Origin of the sequence: Fibrobacter sp. (assembly GCF_017551775.1) — a bacterium.
Taxonomy (GTDB): Bacteria; Fibrobacterota; Fibrobacteria; order Fibrobacterales; family Fibrobacteraceae; genus Fibrobacter.
The window spans coordinates 53,526-70,473 of the sequence record NZ_JAFZKX010000091.1 but is presented as its reverse complement, the minus strand read 5'-3'; the positions used below and the strand labels follow the sequence as shown (position 1 = coordinate 70,473).

The following is a 16,948-nucleotide window of genomic DNA, read 5'->3' as shown; positions in this document are numbered from 1 at the left end:
CTTTACTAAATTATGCGAACCTTGGAGAGATGCCAGAGTGGTCGATTGGGCCGGTCTCGAAATCCGGAGACTGTCACAGGTCCGAGGGTTCGAATCCCTCTCTCTCCTTGAAACGAAAAGTGGAGCCGTAAGGCCCCACTTTTTGTTTCAATAGGGCAAGGGGCGAACCCTCGGAGAGGGTTCGATTGACTGCGGGTGAGCAAAGCGAACCAGACGCAGTCAAGGATTACGGCCAAAGGCCGTAACCCGTAGGGCATCGACAAACAAAGTGATGTCGATGTCCCATCCCTCACTCTCCTTGCTAAAGGAGAGTGAAAGGGGCGAAGCCCCCTCAAACGTAGTGAAAGGGTTGGGGCAACAATGAACGAAGTGATATTGTTGTCCAATCCCTCTCTCGTAGAGAAGAGGGTACGAAGGACCCTCTCCAGCAGACCTACCTCGCCATTTCACCCCATTGGGTCTGCTCACACCCTCAAAAAAGCGTTTCAGCCCTTAGAACGCCTGGTAAATCTTGAATATCGCCAGAATCTTCCCGATAATCGCCGGAATTCCCGGGCACAGGAAGCACAGAATCACGCGGGTCACGCGGTTTTTCCACCAGCGCTTCACCTGCCAAATATCGTCAGAAAGCGTTTCCATCTCGGACACGCGCGGTGGCCTCATGTACACCTGCGTGAGCGCGGTAAAGAACCCGACACCGATAAGCGGAGTGAGCCCCGTGAACGGAGCGACCAGCAGCGCCACAAGGACCGTGACCGGATGTCCTCCCGCGATAATCGTACCGAGCATCGCGCCGCCTCCAGTGAACATCGCCCACTGCAGGCTGAGCTGCCCGGCCTTCTCGACACCGGCCTCGTACCCGACAAAAATAATGCTAGCGATAATCGCGATAGGAATAGCCCACCCAAGGAGCTTCCAGATGAAGCCACCCTTCGGGATAACCGTGATGGATTCCTCGCTCGGCAGTTCCTTGTTCTCGCTGATGATGGAAGCGATGCCCTTCACATGGCCCGCCCCGACAACAGCGACAATCTTCTTGCCCGGCGCATTCTTGATCTTGCTCGCAAGGAACTGGTCACGCTCGTCGATCAGCACCTGCTTGACCTCGGGGAAACTCTTCCCGAATTCCTGCATCATGGAACTAAGGGCATCCTGTTCCTTGATTTTCGCGAGTTCCTCTTCGCTGATTTCGGTCTTGTCGAAAATGCTTGCGAAAAGCCCGCCCAGAAGGCTGAACTTGCGGTACCACGGTGTGCATGCCCACGTGCGCTTGAGGGTAATCTTGATATCGCGGTCCGCCAGCACCACCGGTATGCTCTTCTCGTCCGAAACGTTGATCGCTTCCTTAAGTTCCGAACCGGGCTTGACGCCCGTCTGGGCCCCCATGCGCTTCTGGTAAGACCCGAGCACGAGGTTCGCAATCAGCGTCGCGAGCTGCTTCTTCTTGATAACTTCTTTCAGGTCGGTCTTTTTCCAGCGATCAGGATCCTGGATGGACTTGGCACGGCCCTCGTCAAGTTCAACGCACACTGTATCGGGGCTCTCCGCCTCGATTGTCTCCCGCACAAGCTCCTTGGACGCCTTCGAAATGTGGGCGGTACCAATAAGTATAATTTCTCGACCATCAGGGGTGTCAATGCGGTAAATGTCTGCGTTTTCACTCATAGTGGGCGAGAAAATAGAAAAAACCTATCCCCTAAAACATCATAGTCATAATAAAGACATAGATTTATGAGAAAAAAATGTCGTTTTTCCGTTAAATTTCGAAAAAATTGTTATATATTAGGAACGGGATAATTTTTTAAGGAGGTTTCTCCCTATGAAAAAATTTTTGATGGGTCTTACATTCATGGTTCTCGCATTGGTCGGCTGCGCCGGTACTTCGGACGATCCCGAAGCACTTGACAACGCGCTCGTCGCCTTCACTTCCTGCGTGCAGAGCTCTCGCTGGCAGGAAGCTCTCGAATACGTCACACCAGACGAAGCGAACCAGATCAGCAGCGACGGATACGATTTCAAGCAGGAGTACCAGCTTGCCGCCCGCCGTCTTCCGCTTTCTACCTTGCGTAAAGCCGGTCTCCGTGTCGATGGCAGGGGCCGCCTCGTAGGCATCAAGGATGCCATGGACGAAGCTAACGAACGTTACGTGATGTCCGAAGAACAGGCCAAGGTCGGAACGAACCTCGAAGAAATGGAAAAGGAACACATCAAGCGCCGTCTCGAAGAAGGCCAGAAGATCCTCAAGGAAGAAGAGGAAGAGGCCAACCAGGAACAGCAGGTCGAAGTGTTCTCCAACAAGCTCACTGACGAAGAAAAGCGCAAGTACGGCAGTACTCGCGACCTCCAGGCTCCTGAAGAGTTCCACGACGAGAACATCGAAGAAGCCGAAGAAAAGATCTACAACGGCGACTACGAATCCGACTGATAGTTAATTTATATTGAATCATCCCTCGGCTCGGTCGGGGGATTTTTTTATGGAGGCATTTTAAATTTTTATGAAAAAGTTTTTTTCAGTCCTCGCCTTCGCTCTGCTCCTGACCGCCTGCGGCGCTGAATGGACCGTGGGTTCCCCGGATGCGGACGGAGCCATTTTCAACCGTTCGTTCAGGTACTATTACGCCATGGACTGCCGATTCGACTCGTTCGGCCTGTACGACTGCACCTTGGCGGACCCGGTAAGCCCCGCCTACACGGCCTCCCTCCGGATCGATTCCGACGAACTGGCGACACTCAACCTGGACGGCCAATACAACCGCTACTACACAACCCGCGAATACGCCTCGGACTACGATGAGCACGGCAGGTTCTACTATTTTTACGATAACGACTGGGAATTGACGCTGTACAAGGACGGTTCGGAGCTGATTTTCTGGGATACACGCGAAAACACCGCCACGGTTTACCTCTACGACCTTGAGTACTAGGGCAAATAATTCTATATTTGCCCCCACTCATGAGTAGTTCAGAAAATTTTGTCATCGCCCTGGACGGCGGCTCCGGCACAGGAAAAAGTACGACCGCTAAAATCGTGGCCAAGACCCTGGGTATCACCTACCTGGATACCGGCGCCATGTACCGCGCGGTGACGCTCGCCGCCCTCGACAAGGGACTGCCCGCCGAAGAGGGCCCCGCGATGGACGAACTGCTTTCCAACCTCACCCTCGGGTTCGACTCCGAAAACCACGTGCTCATCAACGGCGTCAGCCGCGAATCTGAAATCCGCGGCATGAAGGTCTCGAGCAACGTGAGCATCTACTGCGCCCTCCCGTCCGTCCGCGCCGCCATGACAGCGCAGCAGCGTGAAATCGGCAAGAGGCAGAGTTGCATTCTGGATGGCCGCGACATCGGCACGGTCGTTTTCCCCGATGCGAAGTACAAGTTTTTCATGGTGACGGACGTGAAGGTCCGCGCCGAACGCCGCTACAAGGAACTCCTTGAGAAAGGCGAAAAAGTTACCCTGGAAGAAGTCCTGCAGAATTTGGTCGAACGCGACCGTCTGGATTCTTCCCGCGCGAATGCTCCGCTCAAAAAAGCGGACGACGCTATCGAAATTGACACTACACACATCTCAATCCAACAACAGGTGCAAAAGATTCTCGACTACGTAGGTGTAGTGGCGTAGCCTGAATCCTTTGAACCACAACCCAAACTAAACAATATGTCTCAAAATCTCAAATTCGGAACCGCTGAAGATCTCGCCGAAATCCTTGCCGCCCAGGGTGAATGCTCCCCGGACTTCCGCAAGCAGAACGCTGACGTGTACGCCGGCATGGGCTGCCTCGAACAGGGCAAGCTCGTCATGGGCAAGATCAGCCAGGTGAACGACCAGGAAGTCCTGATCGACGTTAACTACAAGTCCGAAGGTGTCATCGACCGTGCTGAATTCAAGGACACGGACTCCCTCGAAATCGGTTCCGAAATCGAAGTGTTTGTCGAGAAGCTCGAAGATGAAGACGGCCGTCTCATCCTTTCGAAGCAGAAGGCCGACTTCGTGCGCGTGTGGGATCGCATCCACGCGGCATTCGAAAACAACGAAGTCGTGCGCGGCACGCTCACCAAGCGTATCAAGGGCGGTGTGGTTGTCGACCTGTTCGGCATCGACGCCTTCCTCCCGGGCTCCCAGATCGATCTCCGTCAGATCCCGGACATCAACGCCCTCATCGGTCAGGAATTCGACCTCAAGGTCATCAAGGTCAACAAGGCTCGCCGCAACATCGTCGTGTCTCGCCGCGTCGTTCTCGAAGAAGAACGCAACAAGCAGCGTGGCGACGTTCTCGAAACTCTCGAGAAGGGCCAGGTCCGCAAGGGCCTCGTCAAGAACATCACCGACTTCGGTGCGTTCATTGACCTCGGCGGCGTAGACGGCCTCCTCCACATCACCGACATGAGCTACAAGCGCATCAACCACCCGACCGAAATGGTCCAGCTCGGCCAGGAAGTCGAAGTCATGGTGCTCGACTTCAACGACAAGAAGGAACGCATCTCTCTCGGCATGAAGCAGCTCAAGCCGCATCCGTGGAAGGACATCGCCGAACGTTACCCCGAAGGCGCTATCGTCAAGGGCAAGGTCGTTTCCATTACCGATTACGGTGCATTCGTCGAACTGGATAGCGGCGTCGAAGGCCTCATCCACGTTTCCGAAATGTCCTGGACTCAGCACGGCAAGCACCCCTCCAAGATCCTCTCCGTGGGTCAGGAAGTGGAAGCTGTCGTCCTCAAGGTCGAAGAAGATGCAGAACGCATCTCTCTCGGCATGAAGCAGCTCGAAAGCGATCCGTGGGATTCCATCGAAACCGAACTTCCCCCGGGTGCCCGCGTGGTTGGCGAAATCCGCAACATCGCTTCCTTCGGCGCCTTCGTCGAAATCAAGGAAGGTGTTGATGGCCTCATCCACGTCTCCGACATGTCCTGGACCAAGAAGATCACCCACCCGAACGAAATGGTCAAGAAGGGTGACAAGGTCGAATGCGTCGTGCTCGCTGTCGATAAGGAAAAGCGCCGCATTTCCCTCTCCATGAAGCACCTCACCGAAGACCCGTGGGATTCCATCGAAACCACGTTCCCGGTTGATGCCGAAGTGAAGGGCAAGATCGTTCGTATGCTCGACCGCGGCGTCGTGGTTGAACTCAACGACGGTATCGAAGGCTTCATCCCGGTCTCCAAGCTCACCGCTGAATACATCAAGGTTCCGGCCGATGCATTCAAGGTTGGCGACGAAGTTCCGGCTGTTGTGACCGAAATCGACCAGAACAACCGCAAGATCTACCTCTCCGTGGTGGACTACTTCAAGAACCGCGAATCCGCTGAACTCAAGGCTTGGATGGACTCCCACAAGCCGGGCGAATCGGGCACGACGATTGGCGAAGCTACTGCTCCGAAGAAGAAGACCACCAAGAAGAAGGCTGAAAAGCCGGCTGACGCCGCTGCTGAAGAAGCCAAGTAATTTGGTTTCTGGCCGCTAGTTACTAGTCGCTAGAAATACTGGTTACAAAATCCCCCGCGATGAAAGTCGCGGGGATTTTTTTGCATTATGTTCACTGAATCTGTAGAAGTGAACTAAGTTCTGCCAACTAAATTTCTGACATAAGCAATCGCTAGTAACTATCAACTAGATACTAGCAACTGCGGCTTCGCCGCACATTTTTCTATCTTGCGTTTCATGAACCTCGCCGGAAAGAAAATCCTGTTGGGCGTCTCTGGAGGCATCGCCGCCTACAAGGCCTGCGAACTCTTGCGCCTTTTGCAGAAAAAGGGAGCCACGGTGCGCGTGTGCATGACCGATGCCGCAACCGAATTCGTCGCCCCGCTCACTTTTGCAAGCCTCTCCAAGTGTCCCGTATACCTCAAGAACGGGGCCGTCGAGGCACGTCCTTTCCAGCACATAGATTTCCCCCGCTGGGCCGACCTCTACCTGGTGGTGCCCGCGACAGCAAATGTCATCGGCAAGTTCGCCTGCGGTATCGCCGACGACCCGGTGAGCCTCTGCTTCATGAGTTGCACCTGCCCGCGCGTTGTCGCGCCCGCGATGAACGTCGCGATGTACAATTCGCCCGCAGTAAAACGCAACCTCGAAATCCTCCGCAACTTCGAAGACACGACTGTTCTCGAATCCCCGGCCGGTGAACTCGCCTGCGGCGAAGTCGGGCAAGGCCGCCTGATGGAACCCGCGGAGATCGTGGAATACTTGGAAGGGGCAAGCCTGCCCCTACCTCGCACTGCGTCGCTCGCTACCCCATCTAGCGGGGGCCACCCCCGCAACGCCCCCGCATGTCCTGTGGCACAAGATGTTCCGCCGACACAAGATGCGACCCTTCCCGGCCACGGCAAGAAAGTTCTTTTGACCGCAGGCCGCACCGAAGAAGCGATAGACCCGGTCCGCTACATCAGCAACCGCAGCAGCGGCAAAACCGCCGTCGCGCTCGCCTCGGTATTCTACGCGAACGGCTTCGAGGTCGAAGTCGTCGCCGGCCCGATGGAAGCGAAATTCGCGGAAGGCGTACAGGTAACCCGCGTGCGCAGCGCCCAAGAAATGCACGACGCCGTCATGGCCCGACAGCCCTCTGCCGATGTCATCGTCCACTGCGCGGCTGTCGCGGACTACCGTCCGAAAACCGCCGCCGCCGAGAAAATCAAGGACAGCAGGAGCCAGCTTACCATCGAGCTCGTGCCGAACCCGAACATACTGCGCGACTGCACCGCGGCCCGCGCATCCCAGGCAAGCAACAACCGCACCGCAAACCAGGTCATCGTAGGCTTTGCGCTCGAGACCGACCACTTCAAGGAACACGCCGCCGAGAAACTCGCGAAGAGCGGTGCAGACGCGCTCCTGCTAAACGCCCCCGTCGCAAGCGGCAGCGGTTTCGGCTATGACGACGTCCGCTACACCCTCATCCGCCCGAATGCAGAAATCTGCGAGATGAAGATGGGCGGCAAAATCGATCTCGCCACGGAGATTGTTGAATTTGCCTTGAACGAACTACACGAGCGCCAAGGAGGCTCCGATGCCTGAAGAATTTGATTTCAGCGAATTGCGGAACTATTTGCAAGGCCAGATCGACATGGGCCTTTCCGACGTGTACCTCGACGAACCCTGGACGCTCCAGAAACTCCAGCGAGCAGCCGCCCCTGCGCCAAAGCCCGCCATGCCGACGCCACCGCAGCCAGCGGCACAACCCGTACGCACGGCGCCGGCCACACAAGCGGCACAGGCAGCACGCGCACAAGAACCGCCGATCATACCCGCAGTCGCGATGCCCGCGGCACGTCCTGCCGCAAGGAAGGCTTCTGCCGCATTCGAATCCGCGGAAAGCCTGGACGCCTTCTATGCGGCAATCCAGGGCGAAGCCATTTACTCCGGCATAAACAACCTCGCGCATTACGAAGGCCCTGAAAACCCGAAACTCCTGCTCCTGATGCCGAACCCGCTTTCCGACCAGAGCAACTACCTCTCGTCCGAAGCAGGCCAGATGCTCATCCGCCTTTTCGCGAACCTGAAGATTACCGAGGATTCCATCGGGGTCGCCTACTTCTACAAGGGGCACACCGCAAGGAACATTCCGCCCCTTTTCGAAGCGGCCCTGCGCAAGATGCTCACCAAGGAACTTTCCTTCGTGAAACCCGATATCATGGTGTCGTTCGGCGAAGGACTTTTCCACCAGTTATTCGGCAAGGGCAAGAACTTCAACGACCTTGCCGGAACCGATCTGGAATTTTCGGGCATCAAGACCTGTGCGCTCGTAGACGCAGTCGCCATGTCCCAAGACAAGCAGCTGAAATGGCTCACCTGGAAGGTCCATCTCCCGAAAAGTTCGTATTTCTCCTGAAACTAAAAATTATATTTCCTCAAGTATATGTCTGAATTCGCTAAAGAAGGTGGAAGCTACGAAGGTCGCCAAGTCCCGATGGACTGCGATGCCGAACGCTATTTGCTCGGCGGAATCCTTCGTGACCCCAACGTAATCGCGCCCGTCATCGAGATGGTGTCGGAAGACGATTTCTTCTACATGGAACGCCACCAGTTAGTCTGGCACGCCATGAAGGATTTGTACAGCCTAGGCACTCCCATCGACATGCTCACCCTCCCCGCCCAACTAGAAAAAATGGGGAAACTCGCCCAAGCGGGCGGCCGCGAATATATTTTCGAAATGATGGAAAGCGTCGCCTCGTCGGCGAACGTGGAATGGAACCTGGAACACCTGCGCAACAAGTACGTGCTCCGCAAGCTCATCAAGATGTCTTCGGACACCATCAAGAAGGCGATGGACGCGGGCAACAACCCGGACGAAGTCCTGCAAGCAGCAGAAAAGGACGTGTTCGCCATCGCCGAAAAGCAGGTGAAGAACACGCTCCGCCCCATCGAGAACTTCGTGAACCCGCTTCTCGACCGTCTCAACAACCGCAAGGACGGCATCACCGGCGTGCCCACGGGCATCAAGGAACTCGACGAACTCACCAACGGCCTGCAGGATTCCGACCTGATTATCCTTGCAGCGCGTCCCGGTGTCGGCAAGACGTCGTTCGCCCTCACGATTGCAGCGAACGCAGCCATCAACTACCACAGGAACGTCGCCTTCTTCAGCCTCGAAATGGACGGCGTGCAGCTCGCCCAGCGTCTGCTCTGCTCCAGGGCCCAAATCGACCAGAGCAAGCTCCGCAACAACAAGCTTTCTCCCGAAGAGATGCGCAAGCTCATCGCGACGGTCGCCCCCATCAACCAGGCGCCGCTCTACGTCGACGACAATGCCGACCTCGGCATCATGGAACTCATGAGCAAGGCCCGCGACCTCAAGCGCAAAGACAAGCTCGACATGCTGATCATCGACTACCTCCAGTTGATGAAGACCGGCGGTGAAGAAAACCGCGCAGTCGCCATCGGCGCCATCTCGCGTGGCCTCAAGATTCTCGCCAAGGACCTGCACATCCCCGTCATCGCGCTCGCACAGCTCAGCCGTAAGGTCGAAGAAAAGGGCCGCGAGAGGCCGCAGCTTTCCGACCTCCGCGAATCGGGTTCTATCGAACAAGACGCCGACATGGTCTGGTTCGTGGAACGCCCCTACGTGCGCACCCACAAGGACGAAGACAAATTCAAGGCCGAACTCATCGTCGCCAAGCACCGTAACGGTTCCGTGAGGGACATCCCCCTCGCGTTCGTTCCCGAGTACACTACGTTCTACGATGCCGAAAACGGCGAAGGCGAAGGCGGTGGCGAAGATTCTGAATACAGCTACGGCGACGACCCGTCTGACGGCGGCTATTCCTTCGGAGATTACCAGTAATGTCTTTTCTGCTTCAACCTGCGGTATGGATCGGACGCGTCATTGTCGACGGGATTGCGAGCATAGGCGAAGTCCTGTGCATCCTGTTCCTCACCCTGAAGCAGATTCCGCACGTGTTCAAGAATCCGGACCTCATCGTGAAGCAGATGATATCCATCGGCGTCTCGTCGCTTCCGCTCCTGTTCGTGACTTCCATATTCACGGGCATGGTGGCGACCGTATGTGCCGAATTCGAATTTCAGAACCTGGTGGCCGACAAGTTCGTCGGTACGGCCGCCTGCAAGATGGTGCTCATCGAACTCGGACCGCTCCTTACGGCCATCGTACTTTCGGGCCGCGTGGGCAGCGCCGTCGCGGCTGAACTCGGGAGCATGAAGGAAAAGGAGGAACTCTCCGCCTATACGGTTCTCGGCCTCGACCCGTACCGCTACCTCGCTCTCCCCCGCTTTATCGCGTTCATGACGATGATCCCTTGCCTTACCGCCATATCCAACTGCCTCGCGCTTATCGGTGGCTGGATCGTGTGCGTTCTCGGCCTCGACATCACGACTTACACCTACACCTCCGGCATGCAGTACCTGTTCAATTCCATGGACCTCTGGTCGGGCATGATCAAGTCGCTCGTGTTCGGCGTGCTGATTTTCGTGCTGGGTTACTACCACGGGATAAACGCCAAGCCCGGAGCTCGCGGTGTGGGGCTTGCGACCATGAACGTCGTGGTTTCCAGTTGCCTCATGATTTTGATTTCTGACTTTGTTCTTGATGCCATCATGTTCTTCTAGTTTTTGCAGGTGCCATTATGCCGAACGTAAAGATAGACCCGAATGATATCGCCATCCGCCTGAAGGGGCTCAAGAAGTCCTTCGGCCCGCAGACCGTTCTCGAGGACGTGAACCTGGATATCCGCCGTGGCGAGACCATGGTCATCATCGGCAAGTCCGGCGGTGGCAAGTCCGTGATCCTGAAGCACATGATCGGCCTGTTGCAGCCCGATGGAGGCGAAGTTTCCGTCGATGGCGTTACCATCAGTACGCCCAAGTTCTTCGACACGCGCACCATCCGCAAAAAGATGGGCATGCTTTTCCAGATGGGCGCTCTTTTCGATTCCATGAACACAGGCGAGAACATCGCGTTCGCCCTGCGCGAGCACCATCCGGAACTTTCCGAGAAACAAATTCAGGACGTGGTGACCGAAAAGCTCCAGATGATCAACCTCGTCCCCGAGTTCAGGACCAAGATGCCCTCCGAACTTTCGGGCGGCATGCGCAAGCGCGTGGCCCTCGCCCGCGCTATCGCCTTGAACCCCGAAATCCTCCTGTACGACGAACCGACGACCGGTCTCGACCCCATCACGAGCGATGTCATCAACGACCTCATCCTCGACATGCAGAGCAAGCTCGGGGTCACTTCCGTCGTCGTGACGCACGACATGGTGAGCGCCTTCAAGGTGGCAGACCGCATCGCGATGCTCTACAACGGACGCATCATCGAGGTTGGAACGGTGGACGAAATCAAGAACACCACGAACCCCTACGTGCACCAGTTCATCACCGGACAGCGAAAAATTTCGGTCGAAGAGGAGCAGTAAGGGGTCCCAAAAGGCTTTTTCGGGGCTAAAAAGCAGTTTTTTCTGTGTTTTCTTTCACGAAAAATTGTTTCTTTTGCTCTTTTTTATAAAGATTAATGTAAATTTCCTCAAAAGAGGTTTTGTATGAACAAGAAACTTTTGATAAGTCTTTCCTCCGTCGCGATTGCCGCCGGCTTTTGGGCCTGCGGTGACGGTGTCGTAGAAAATATGTCTGGTGACGATGAATTGCTTAGCGCGGTGTTTGGCACTCTGGACTTCACGAACCAGATCGCCCACGCAAAGGACACATGCGCCAAGGTTGCGGCCTGCGAAAATGAAATGGCTGTTGCAATTGGTAAAGCGGTTGAGCTGTCCTCCAGTGAGGTAGCCACATCTTCCGAAACGGTACCTCAGTCCTCCGTTACTCAGGTTTCGTCCAGCATTTTCAAATTCTCGTCGATCGCTTCTCCTTCCTACAGCAGTTCTTCCTCTACTGTTGCTCCGCCTCCGTCTTCCTCGTCAATCGCTGCGCCCATTACCGGTCTCGGCGCCTGCGGCCCCACCACTGGTACCGTAGATCTCAATGCGCCGGCAACATGGTCTTTCACCGCAAGCGAAGAATTGAAGAAGGACATGAACAACCTGATGTCCATTAAGTACGCATGGAGCTTCCCGGGCGGCACCCCTGAATCATCAACTGATAAGACTCCAAAAGTGACATACTCGACCTCTGGCCAAAAGACAGCCACAGTGAAGGTGACCCTAAACAGCGGTTCCGGAGAAGTCACTTGTTCTCCCCTCAACGTGAACGGCGCCAAGATTACGGGATGCGAATGTACGACTGCGGCACCATCCGTTGACTTTACGTCGGATCCCAATGTCACATGGACCGTAACTGGTTGCAAGTCCACTGTGACTCCGTTGATTTATGAATGGGATGGCGGCGCTCCTGGCAGCGAAGCCAGCTACACCAAGACCTTCACTGCAGCCCAGAACGGCTACGCCCCGACACTTAAGGTGAGCCATGCCGACAATACGATCATCTCGGTACAGTGCCCCGCAGTGAAGACAACCGCAGGTCCGGAATATCAGTTGACCGTTACGGGCAACCAGCTTCCTGAGAAGGCCGTAAACGTGAAGAACGAAGGTTGCATAGTCGTTAATGGCGAGTGGACCAATGAATATGACAAACCCAATTTGAAAGTGACCTGTGAGTACGCTGTACAAGGCGTAGCGAACCTCACGTTGAACATGACCTATAATGGGAAAACGACTCCTAAATCAGGTGGTTACAATGTACAGAACTCTGTAGAATTGGGCGCTGTACCAATAGGAACCCTTAACTATCCGTCTGTTTGCGTAACCTTTACTGGTGGTTCAGAAACAAGTACTGCTTCTTGCAAACTGGCGCGATAATAGCCTATACAACAAGAAGAAAAGCCCGCTCAACCGAGCGGGCTTTCTTTTTTCTCAAACAAAATACGTTCTAGAGAATCCAGCAACCAATGCCGAACTGGAACGACTTCTGCTTTGCGCCATCCATCGTGACAAACTTGCTTTCGCCGTTCGGGTAAGCTTCCGTAAGTCCCAGAACAAAACGAGCATCGACAGATATTCTATCGAAGAAAACAAAGCCGGCACCGAGCACCAGTCCGAACCCGAACGTGGCCTTGTCGAGATCTTCTTCATATTCGATATCGATAGGGTCAAGATACCCGCCATTATCGTCGCTGCCGAAATCAACCTTAGCCTTCGAGTAGAGGTTTAACTCGAGCTGCGCGCCTGCGGTCACGTAGAACATGTCCTTCAGGATGCCCCTCAGCATCAAGGGCACTTCGATATCCATCTGCTGAAAGCTGCGCTTGGCGGCTTCATCCTGTTGGGTAAGCCGGGCATAGTGGAAGTTGAGTTCGGGAGCAAAATGCACGACCGGCATCATGGGAATGCGACCGCGAAGACCGGCGACAAAGCCTATGCCAGAAGGAGCTTCTTCATCGTCCCCCAGGTTCCAGTCCTGGGCCAGGCCATACAGGTTCGTGAATTCAAATTGTCCGTGGAACCCAAGCCCCATCTTGCTGTTCAGGCCCGCCTTTTTAGCGGGCTGGCCTTCCGGCTGGTCCACCGACGGAGCCACCGGTTGTGCGAAGGCATACGATGCGGCAAGCGCTCCGGCGGCAAGTATTCGGCTAAAATTCATCATTCCTCCTTGTAGCGGCATCAAATATACGTTTTTCAGGCACCATCATATTTCGATGGTCTCGTCGTCGCCCAAAATGAAAGCTTCCAACAGTTCCATGGTGCGTTCGAAGGCGTTCTTGATGGAGCATTCCCATACGGTCGCCGTGCGGAAACCGAGCAGAGAAAGTTTCCAGCCCGTCTTTATGTCCCTAACAACGTTGTTTGTAAATTTATCGTTCCAAAAAACGGGATTGCTCTTGGGGCGGCCCGTGAACTTGCAACCGTGCTGGTGCCAAAAGCACCCGTTCACGAACACCACCACCCCGTATTTCAAGACGAAAAGGTCCGGAGAACCGGGTAAGTCATGGCAATGGAGGCGATAGCGGAACCCGTCGCGGAAAAGCGCCTTCCGTACCCGCAGTTCGGGAACGGTATCCTCCGAACGGACCGCCCGCATCATCTGCGAACGGGTCATGGGCGTACGCCTTTTGCATTTCCGTTTCATGTAAAAAAAAATAAGAATTCGGCCGTTTTTGGTGTACCCGTTTACAACGGAAATCGTTATATAAACTCTTCTTTACGTGAGTTTACAGAGACATTTATCTATTTTTCGGGTGAAAACATCACTTAACGCCTTTTTTAAGGAAATTAACATGTTTTTGTTGACCCAAATTTACAGAAAACGGCTCTAAAATTAGGCTATTTTAAGTAGATTATGGGAACGCAAAACAAACGACATAAATTATGGAGATACTATGCTAGACCTTCTCGCGGTCCAATCTAGTACGACCAATGCAACGATCATCACGCTGATCTACACACTGACATTGGCATTCATCCTCTCATCCATGATCGGGTGGACATACGAAAAGACCTTCCTCGGTCTCTCTTACTCCCGCAACTTCGTCCAGGGCATCGTCCTGAGCTCGGTTGCCGCAGCAATGATTATGCAGGCCATCGGCGATAACGTTGGCCGCGGCCTCGGCATGATGGGCGCACTCTCGGTGGTCCGCTTCCGTACGAGCTTCAAGGACCCGCGAGATATCATGTTCATATTTGCCTCGCTAGGCGCGGGTATCGGCTGTGGCGTGTATGCCTGGGGTGCCGCTGCCGGCGGTACGGTAGCCTTCTGCTGCGTCGCCTTCCTCCTCTCCCGCACCGGTCTCGGTACCAAGCACTTCTTTGACGGCATGCTCCGCTTTGCACTCCCCAACGAACCCAAGGTCCGCGGCCAGATCGAAGACCTCATGAAGAGCAGCCTCAAGACGTTCATCCTTATCACGATGCGCGAAGTCGACGGCGGTGCCCGTCTCGATGTCGCGTACCAGGTAAGGCTCCGTGCGACAAAGCCCGCCGCCGAAATCTTGACCGAGCTCTCCAAAATCGAAGGCATCTCGGACGTGCAGTTCATGATGCAGGACGCGACGACGGAAATGTAGGGGGCAAAGATGAACAAGATTGAAGATTTGCTCGATAATTTCTGGAATACCCACAAGAACAACGCCGGCGTGGCATACGTCTACAGTCACAAGCTCTCTCTCGCTTGGATTATTTGCCTTATCATGGCGATTGTGCTTGGCTTTATGTACCAGGGCAAGGCCGCCATGTTCCGCGGTATCGCCGAAGCTAGTGAAACCATCATCAGCGTGCCTTCCGCTACCGAAATTGTGAAGGTGCACGTGGTTCCCGGCCAGGAAATCCAGGTGGGCGACACGATTGTCGAAATCAACCGCCCCGACCTTACGCTCCGCATCTCCGAAGTGACCCGCGAACTTGACGCCCTCGAAGGCCGCAGCAACCTGAGCTCCGCCGAAATCGACCAGAAGGTGGCCGAAGTCAAGGCGAACCTCGAGACCCGCCGCCTGGCCCTCTCCGCCGAAATCCGCAACCTCGAAACGGAATACAACAGCAACAAGGCCATTTCCGCCAAGCTCAAGAGCCTCTCGAACTCCAATTCCGGTGGTGACGGCAACGACGCGATGGCCATGCGCATCAAGAGCCTCAAGAACGAACTTGCGCTTGCGACCAAGAGCGCGAACGAACAGATTGCGCTGCTCCGCGGCAGCGGCAGGCTCCAGAAGACCACCGGCAAGAGCGAAGCCGAGAACCTGAAGAAGGAACTCGAAGAACTCAAGAAGCAGCAGCAGGAACTCATCCAGATTGCAAAAGAAAACTGGGTGGTGGGTGACGTGAACGTGCGCGACGGCGAAAAGGTTTCGAGCTTCGCCCCGATCGTGACCCTCACGCACAAGAGCCCGACCCTGGTGCGCGGTTACATCAACGAACAGATTTACCAGAACATGGACGTGGGCGAAGCCGTGAAGGTGACCACGCTCGCCGGTACGGGCAAGGCCGTTGTCGGTGAAGTCGTCGGTCTCTCTAGCCGCATCGTCCCCTTCCCGACCCGTATGTGGAAGATGCCCGAACTGCCCGTCTACGGCCGCGAAGTGACCATCAAGATTCCCGAAGCGAACCCGTTCCTCCTGGGCGAGATGGTGACCATCACCGAGACAAGCGTTAAACACCTCAAGAAAAACGGTAACAAATAATGAAGCGTATCGCAGCCATCCCTGCCATCCTTTCGGTGGCAGTATTCGCAGGCCCGCTCACTTGGGACAGGCTCGTCCAGTCCGCACAGAGCGACCCCCGTTACGAGGCGGCACAAAAGCGTTCCGAGGCTACGGCCTCCGGCAGAAGCACGAAACTCTGGGACAAGCTGGAACTCCGTTACCAGCTGGACGGTTTCAGCTTTGCAAAGCATGATTTTGAGCTCCGCATGAGCCCCAAGACGTTCGGTGAAAGCAGCGCCGACCGTGAACGCTACGAAGCAGTAAAGAACTACGAAAAGGCCCGCTTTGGCGTGGAACGCTCGCTGTTGCTCTACGACCGCTACGAACGCGGCGTGCGCTTCGTAATGCGCAAGAAAATCAATGACATCAACAAGCAGCTTTTGCAGGTGAACACCGACCGCGTCGAGGTTCTGCACCTCAAGTCCGGCTCGGCCACGTTCAATGCCGAAGACCTGATGAGCACTCTCGAAAAGGGTGCGAGCATCCGCGCAGACTTGCTTTCGGACAGCACCGCCCTCCGCGATGCGGAACTCAAGATGAAGATCTGGGTACCCGATTTCGATGGTGTCGATCTGGATTCCTCGTTCCTCCCGACGATGGAAGAACTCGAACAGAACCTCTCTAACGGCGTCGAAGTGGACGAGAACTTCCCGCTGGTGGCGATGGCCAAGGGCAAGCGCGACAGCGAAGTGGCGCAGGCCAAGCAGGACGTGAGCAAGGGCCGCGACTACATCTCGCATATCGGCATCGGCTACTCCCTGCAGATCGAATCCCGGATGGAAAAGTACAAGGACCTGGACGCAACGGATGTCTTTGGTACGGGTGCCTACGCGGATTACGTAGACGAGTTCAAGAAACAGACGGGGTGCGAGACCGCGCTTAACTGCACGGGCCTTGCCAACGTGCTCGTCCCGGACAAGGACAACCGCAAGACGGCCGACAAGTTCTTCGTGAACCTCGCCTTCCGCCTGCCGTTCTTCGACAGCGGCAAGGATTCCGACCTGAAGCTCCAGGTGGCCAAGCTCGATGCCGAAAGCGACTACCTGAGCGACGTGCGCGATATCAACCAGAAGGTGGCACGCCTTACCGAAGAAGTGCTCGCCTTGATCGGCCAGTGGAAGGTCCAGAAGGAATTCGTGGAACAGGTGAACGCGAGCGGGTTCATGGAACAGTTCGCACGTAACGCCGGTTCCGACCCGCTGCTCCTCCTGCGCGCAAAAGAAAGCGCGCTTGAAAGCGACATGAAGGCGGTGAAACTCGAATACGATATTTTCGCCCGCTATCTCGAACTGCTGAACTATGCTGGCATTCTTGCACGCGAAGGCGTCGTGAACCATCTTCGCGAGGGGCTGAAGTAA

Annotated in this window: 16 protein-coding genes and 1 tRNA gene; 14 read left to right on the top strand and 3 right to left on the bottom strand. The window is 55.4% G+C overall.

The annotated features are described in order from the left end of the window. Positions 1-23 precede the first annotated feature (23 nt). Positions 24-108, top strand: a tRNA-Ser gene (locus tag IK012_RS11020). Positions 109-492: 384 nt separating this feature from the next. On the opposite strand, the gene IK012_RS11015 is transcribed toward IK012_RS11020, so the two are convergent. After that, positions 493-1,665 (bottom strand): TraB/GumN family protein, encoded by a 1,173-nt coding sequence (locus IK012_RS11015; RefSeq protein ID WP_290954390.1) that lies wholly within the window; start codon positions 1,663-1,665, stop codon positions 493-495. Between the two features lie 154 nt (positions 1,666-1,819). On the opposite strand from IK012_RS11015, the gene IK012_RS11010 reads away from it, so the two are divergent. The 10 genes from IK012_RS11010 to IK012_RS10965 all read left to right on the top strand — a co-directional run bounded on the left by IK012_RS11010 (position 1,820) and on the right by IK012_RS10965 (position 12,258). Beyond that, positions 1,820-2,425 (top strand): hypothetical protein, encoded by a 606-nt coding sequence (locus IK012_RS11010; RefSeq protein ID WP_290954388.1) that lies wholly within the window; start codon positions 1,820-1,822, stop codon positions 2,423-2,425. Between the two features lie 70 nt (positions 2,426-2,495). Continuing rightward, positions 2,496-2,924, top strand: coding sequence for a hypothetical protein (locus IK012_RS11005; protein WP_290954386.1), 429 nt, complete (start codon positions 2,496-2,498; stop codon positions 2,922-2,924). Between the two features lie 29 nt (positions 2,925-2,953). Beyond that, a complete protein-coding gene (cmk, locus tag IK012_RS11000; RefSeq protein WP_290954384.1) occupies positions 2,954-3,622 on the top strand; it encodes a (d)CMP kinase in 669 nt (222 codons plus the stop codon). A 36-nt stretch (positions 3,623-3,658) separates the two neighbouring features. Beyond that, the gene (gene rpsA / locus IK012_RS10995) at positions 3,659-5,443 is read left to right on the top strand and encodes a 30S ribosomal protein S1 (protein WP_290954382.1); all 1,785 of its coding nucleotides are present in this window, start codon (positions 3,659-3,661) and stop codon (positions 5,441-5,443) included. Positions 5,444-5,659: 216 nt separating this feature from the next. Beyond that, the gene (locus IK012_RS10990) at positions 5,660-7,009 is read left to right on the top strand and encodes a phosphopantothenate--cysteine ligase family flavoprotein (protein ID WP_290954380.1); all 1,350 of its coding nucleotides are present in this window, start codon (positions 5,660-5,662) and stop codon (positions 7,007-7,009) included. Beyond that, the gene (locus IK012_RS10985; RefSeq protein WP_290954378.1) at positions 7,002-7,823 is read left to right on the top strand and encodes a hypothetical protein; all 822 of its coding nucleotides are present in this window, start codon (positions 7,002-7,004) and stop codon (positions 7,821-7,823) included. The genes IK012_RS10990 and IK012_RS10985 overlap by 8 nt, the downstream gene beginning before the upstream one ends. A gap of 27 nt (positions 7,824-7,850) precedes the next feature. Further along, on the top strand, positions 7,851-9,275 hold the full coding sequence (gene dnaB, locus IK012_RS10980; RefSeq protein WP_290954374.1) for a replicative DNA helicase: 1,425 nt from the start codon (positions 7,851-7,853) through the stop codon (positions 9,273-9,275). After that, positions 9,275-10,057, top strand: coding sequence for an ABC transporter permease (locus IK012_RS10975; RefSeq protein ID WP_290954370.1), 783 nt, complete (start codon positions 9,275-9,277; stop codon positions 10,055-10,057). The genes dnaB and IK012_RS10975 overlap by 1 nt, the downstream gene beginning before the upstream one ends. A 17-nt stretch (positions 10,058-10,074) precedes the next feature. Then, complete coding sequence (locus IK012_RS10970) at positions 10,075-10,863, top strand: ABC transporter ATP-binding protein (RefSeq protein WP_173378875.1); 789 nt, start codon at positions 10,075-10,077, stop codon at positions 10,861-10,863. A gap of 123 nt (positions 10,864-10,986) precedes the next feature. Next, a complete protein-coding gene (locus IK012_RS10965) occupies positions 10,987-12,258 on the top strand; it encodes a hypothetical protein (RefSeq protein ID WP_290954366.1) in 1,272 nt (423 codons plus the stop codon). Between the two features lie 70 nt (positions 12,259-12,328). On the opposite strand, the gene IK012_RS10960 is transcribed toward IK012_RS10965, so the two are convergent. Both IK012_RS10960 and IK012_RS10955 read right to left on the bottom strand, forming a co-directional pair. Next, entirely contained in the window at positions 12,329-13,042 is a 714-nt protein-coding gene (locus tag IK012_RS10960) for a porin family protein (protein ID WP_290954364.1), read from the bottom strand. A gap of 42 nt (positions 13,043-13,084) precedes the next feature. Continuing rightward, positions 13,085-13,525 (bottom strand): very short patch repair endonuclease, encoded by a 441-nt coding sequence (locus IK012_RS10955; RefSeq protein ID WP_290954361.1) that lies wholly within the window; start codon positions 13,523-13,525, stop codon positions 13,085-13,087. Positions 13,526-13,775: 250 nt separating this feature from the next. On the opposite strand from IK012_RS10955, the gene IK012_RS10950 reads away from it, so the two are divergent. From IK012_RS10950 to IK012_RS10940, 3 genes are read left to right on the top strand one after another with little or no spacing between them, the layout of a single operon-like run. After that, positions 13,776-14,459, top strand: coding sequence for a DUF4956 domain-containing protein (locus IK012_RS10950; protein ID WP_173378879.1), 684 nt, complete (start codon positions 13,776-13,778; stop codon positions 14,457-14,459). 9 nt (positions 14,460-14,468) lie between these two features. Beyond that, positions 14,469-15,569 carry an HlyD family secretion protein gene (locus IK012_RS10945; RefSeq protein WP_290954356.1) on the top strand — a complete coding sequence of 367 codons (1,101 nt, stop codon included), beginning with the start codon at positions 14,469-14,471 and terminating at the stop codon, positions 15,567-15,569. Continuing rightward, a complete protein-coding gene (locus tag IK012_RS10940) occupies positions 15,569-16,948 on the top strand; it encodes a hypothetical protein (RefSeq protein WP_290954353.1) in 1,380 nt (459 codons plus the stop codon). Before IK012_RS10945 ends, IK012_RS10940 begins: the two co-directional genes overlap by 1 nt.

What these genes read in the sequence shown, in the direction of transcription:
- IK012_RS11015 (WP_290954390.1), bottom strand. Translation starts at nt 1,665, where the DNA reads ATGAGTGAAAACGCAGACATTTACCGCATTGACACCCCTGATGGTCGA.
- IK012_RS11010 (WP_290954388.1), top strand. Translation starts at nt 1,820, where the DNA reads ATGAAAAAATTTTTGATGGGTCTTACATTCATGGTTCTCGCATTGGTC.
- IK012_RS11005 (WP_290954386.1), top strand. Translation starts at nt 2,496, where the DNA reads ATGAAAAAGTTTTTTTCAGTCCTCGCCTTCGCTCTGCTCCTGACCGCC.
- cmk (WP_290954384.1), top strand. Translation starts at nt 2,954, where the DNA reads ATGAGTAGTTCAGAAAATTTTGTCATCGCCCTGGACGGCGGCTCCGGC.
- rpsA (WP_290954382.1), top strand. Translation starts at nt 3,659, where the DNA reads ATGTCTCAAAATCTCAAATTCGGAACCGCTGAAGATCTCGCCGAAATC.
- IK012_RS10990 (WP_290954380.1), top strand. Translation starts at nt 5,660, where the DNA reads ATGAACCTCGCCGGAAAGAAAATCCTGTTGGGCGTCTCTGGAGGCATC.
- IK012_RS10985 (WP_290954378.1), top strand. Translation starts at nt 7,002, where the DNA reads ATGCCTGAAGAATTTGATTTCAGCGAATTGCGGAACTATTTGCAAGGC.
- dnaB (WP_290954374.1), top strand. Translation starts at nt 7,851, where the DNA reads ATGTCTGAATTCGCTAAAGAAGGTGGAAGCTACGAAGGTCGCCAAGTC.
- IK012_RS10975 (WP_290954370.1), top strand. Translation starts at nt 9,275, where the DNA reads ATGTCTTTTCTGCTTCAACCTGCGGTATGGATCGGACGCGTCATTGTC.
- IK012_RS10970 (WP_173378875.1), top strand. Translation starts at nt 10,075, where the DNA reads ATGCCGAACGTAAAGATAGACCCGAATGATATCGCCATCCGCCTGAAG.
- IK012_RS10965 (WP_290954366.1), top strand. Translation starts at nt 10,987, where the DNA reads ATGAACAAGAAACTTTTGATAAGTCTTTCCTCCGTCGCGATTGCCGCC.
- IK012_RS10960 (WP_290954364.1), bottom strand. Translation starts at nt 13,042, where the DNA reads ATGATGAATTTTAGCCGAATACTTGCCGCCGGAGCGCTTGCCGCATCG.
- IK012_RS10955 (WP_290954361.1), bottom strand. Translation starts at nt 13,525, where the DNA reads ATGAAACGGAAATGCAAAAGGCGTACGCCCATGACCCGTTCGCAGATG.
- IK012_RS10950 (WP_173378879.1), top strand. Translation starts at nt 13,776, where the DNA reads ATGCTAGACCTTCTCGCGGTCCAATCTAGTACGACCAATGCAACGATC.
- IK012_RS10945 (WP_290954356.1), top strand. Translation starts at nt 14,469, where the DNA reads ATGAACAAGATTGAAGATTTGCTCGATAATTTCTGGAATACCCACAAG.
- IK012_RS10940 (WP_290954353.1), top strand. Translation starts at nt 15,569, where the DNA reads ATGAAGCGTATCGCAGCCATCCCTGCCATCCTTTCGGTGGCAGTATTC.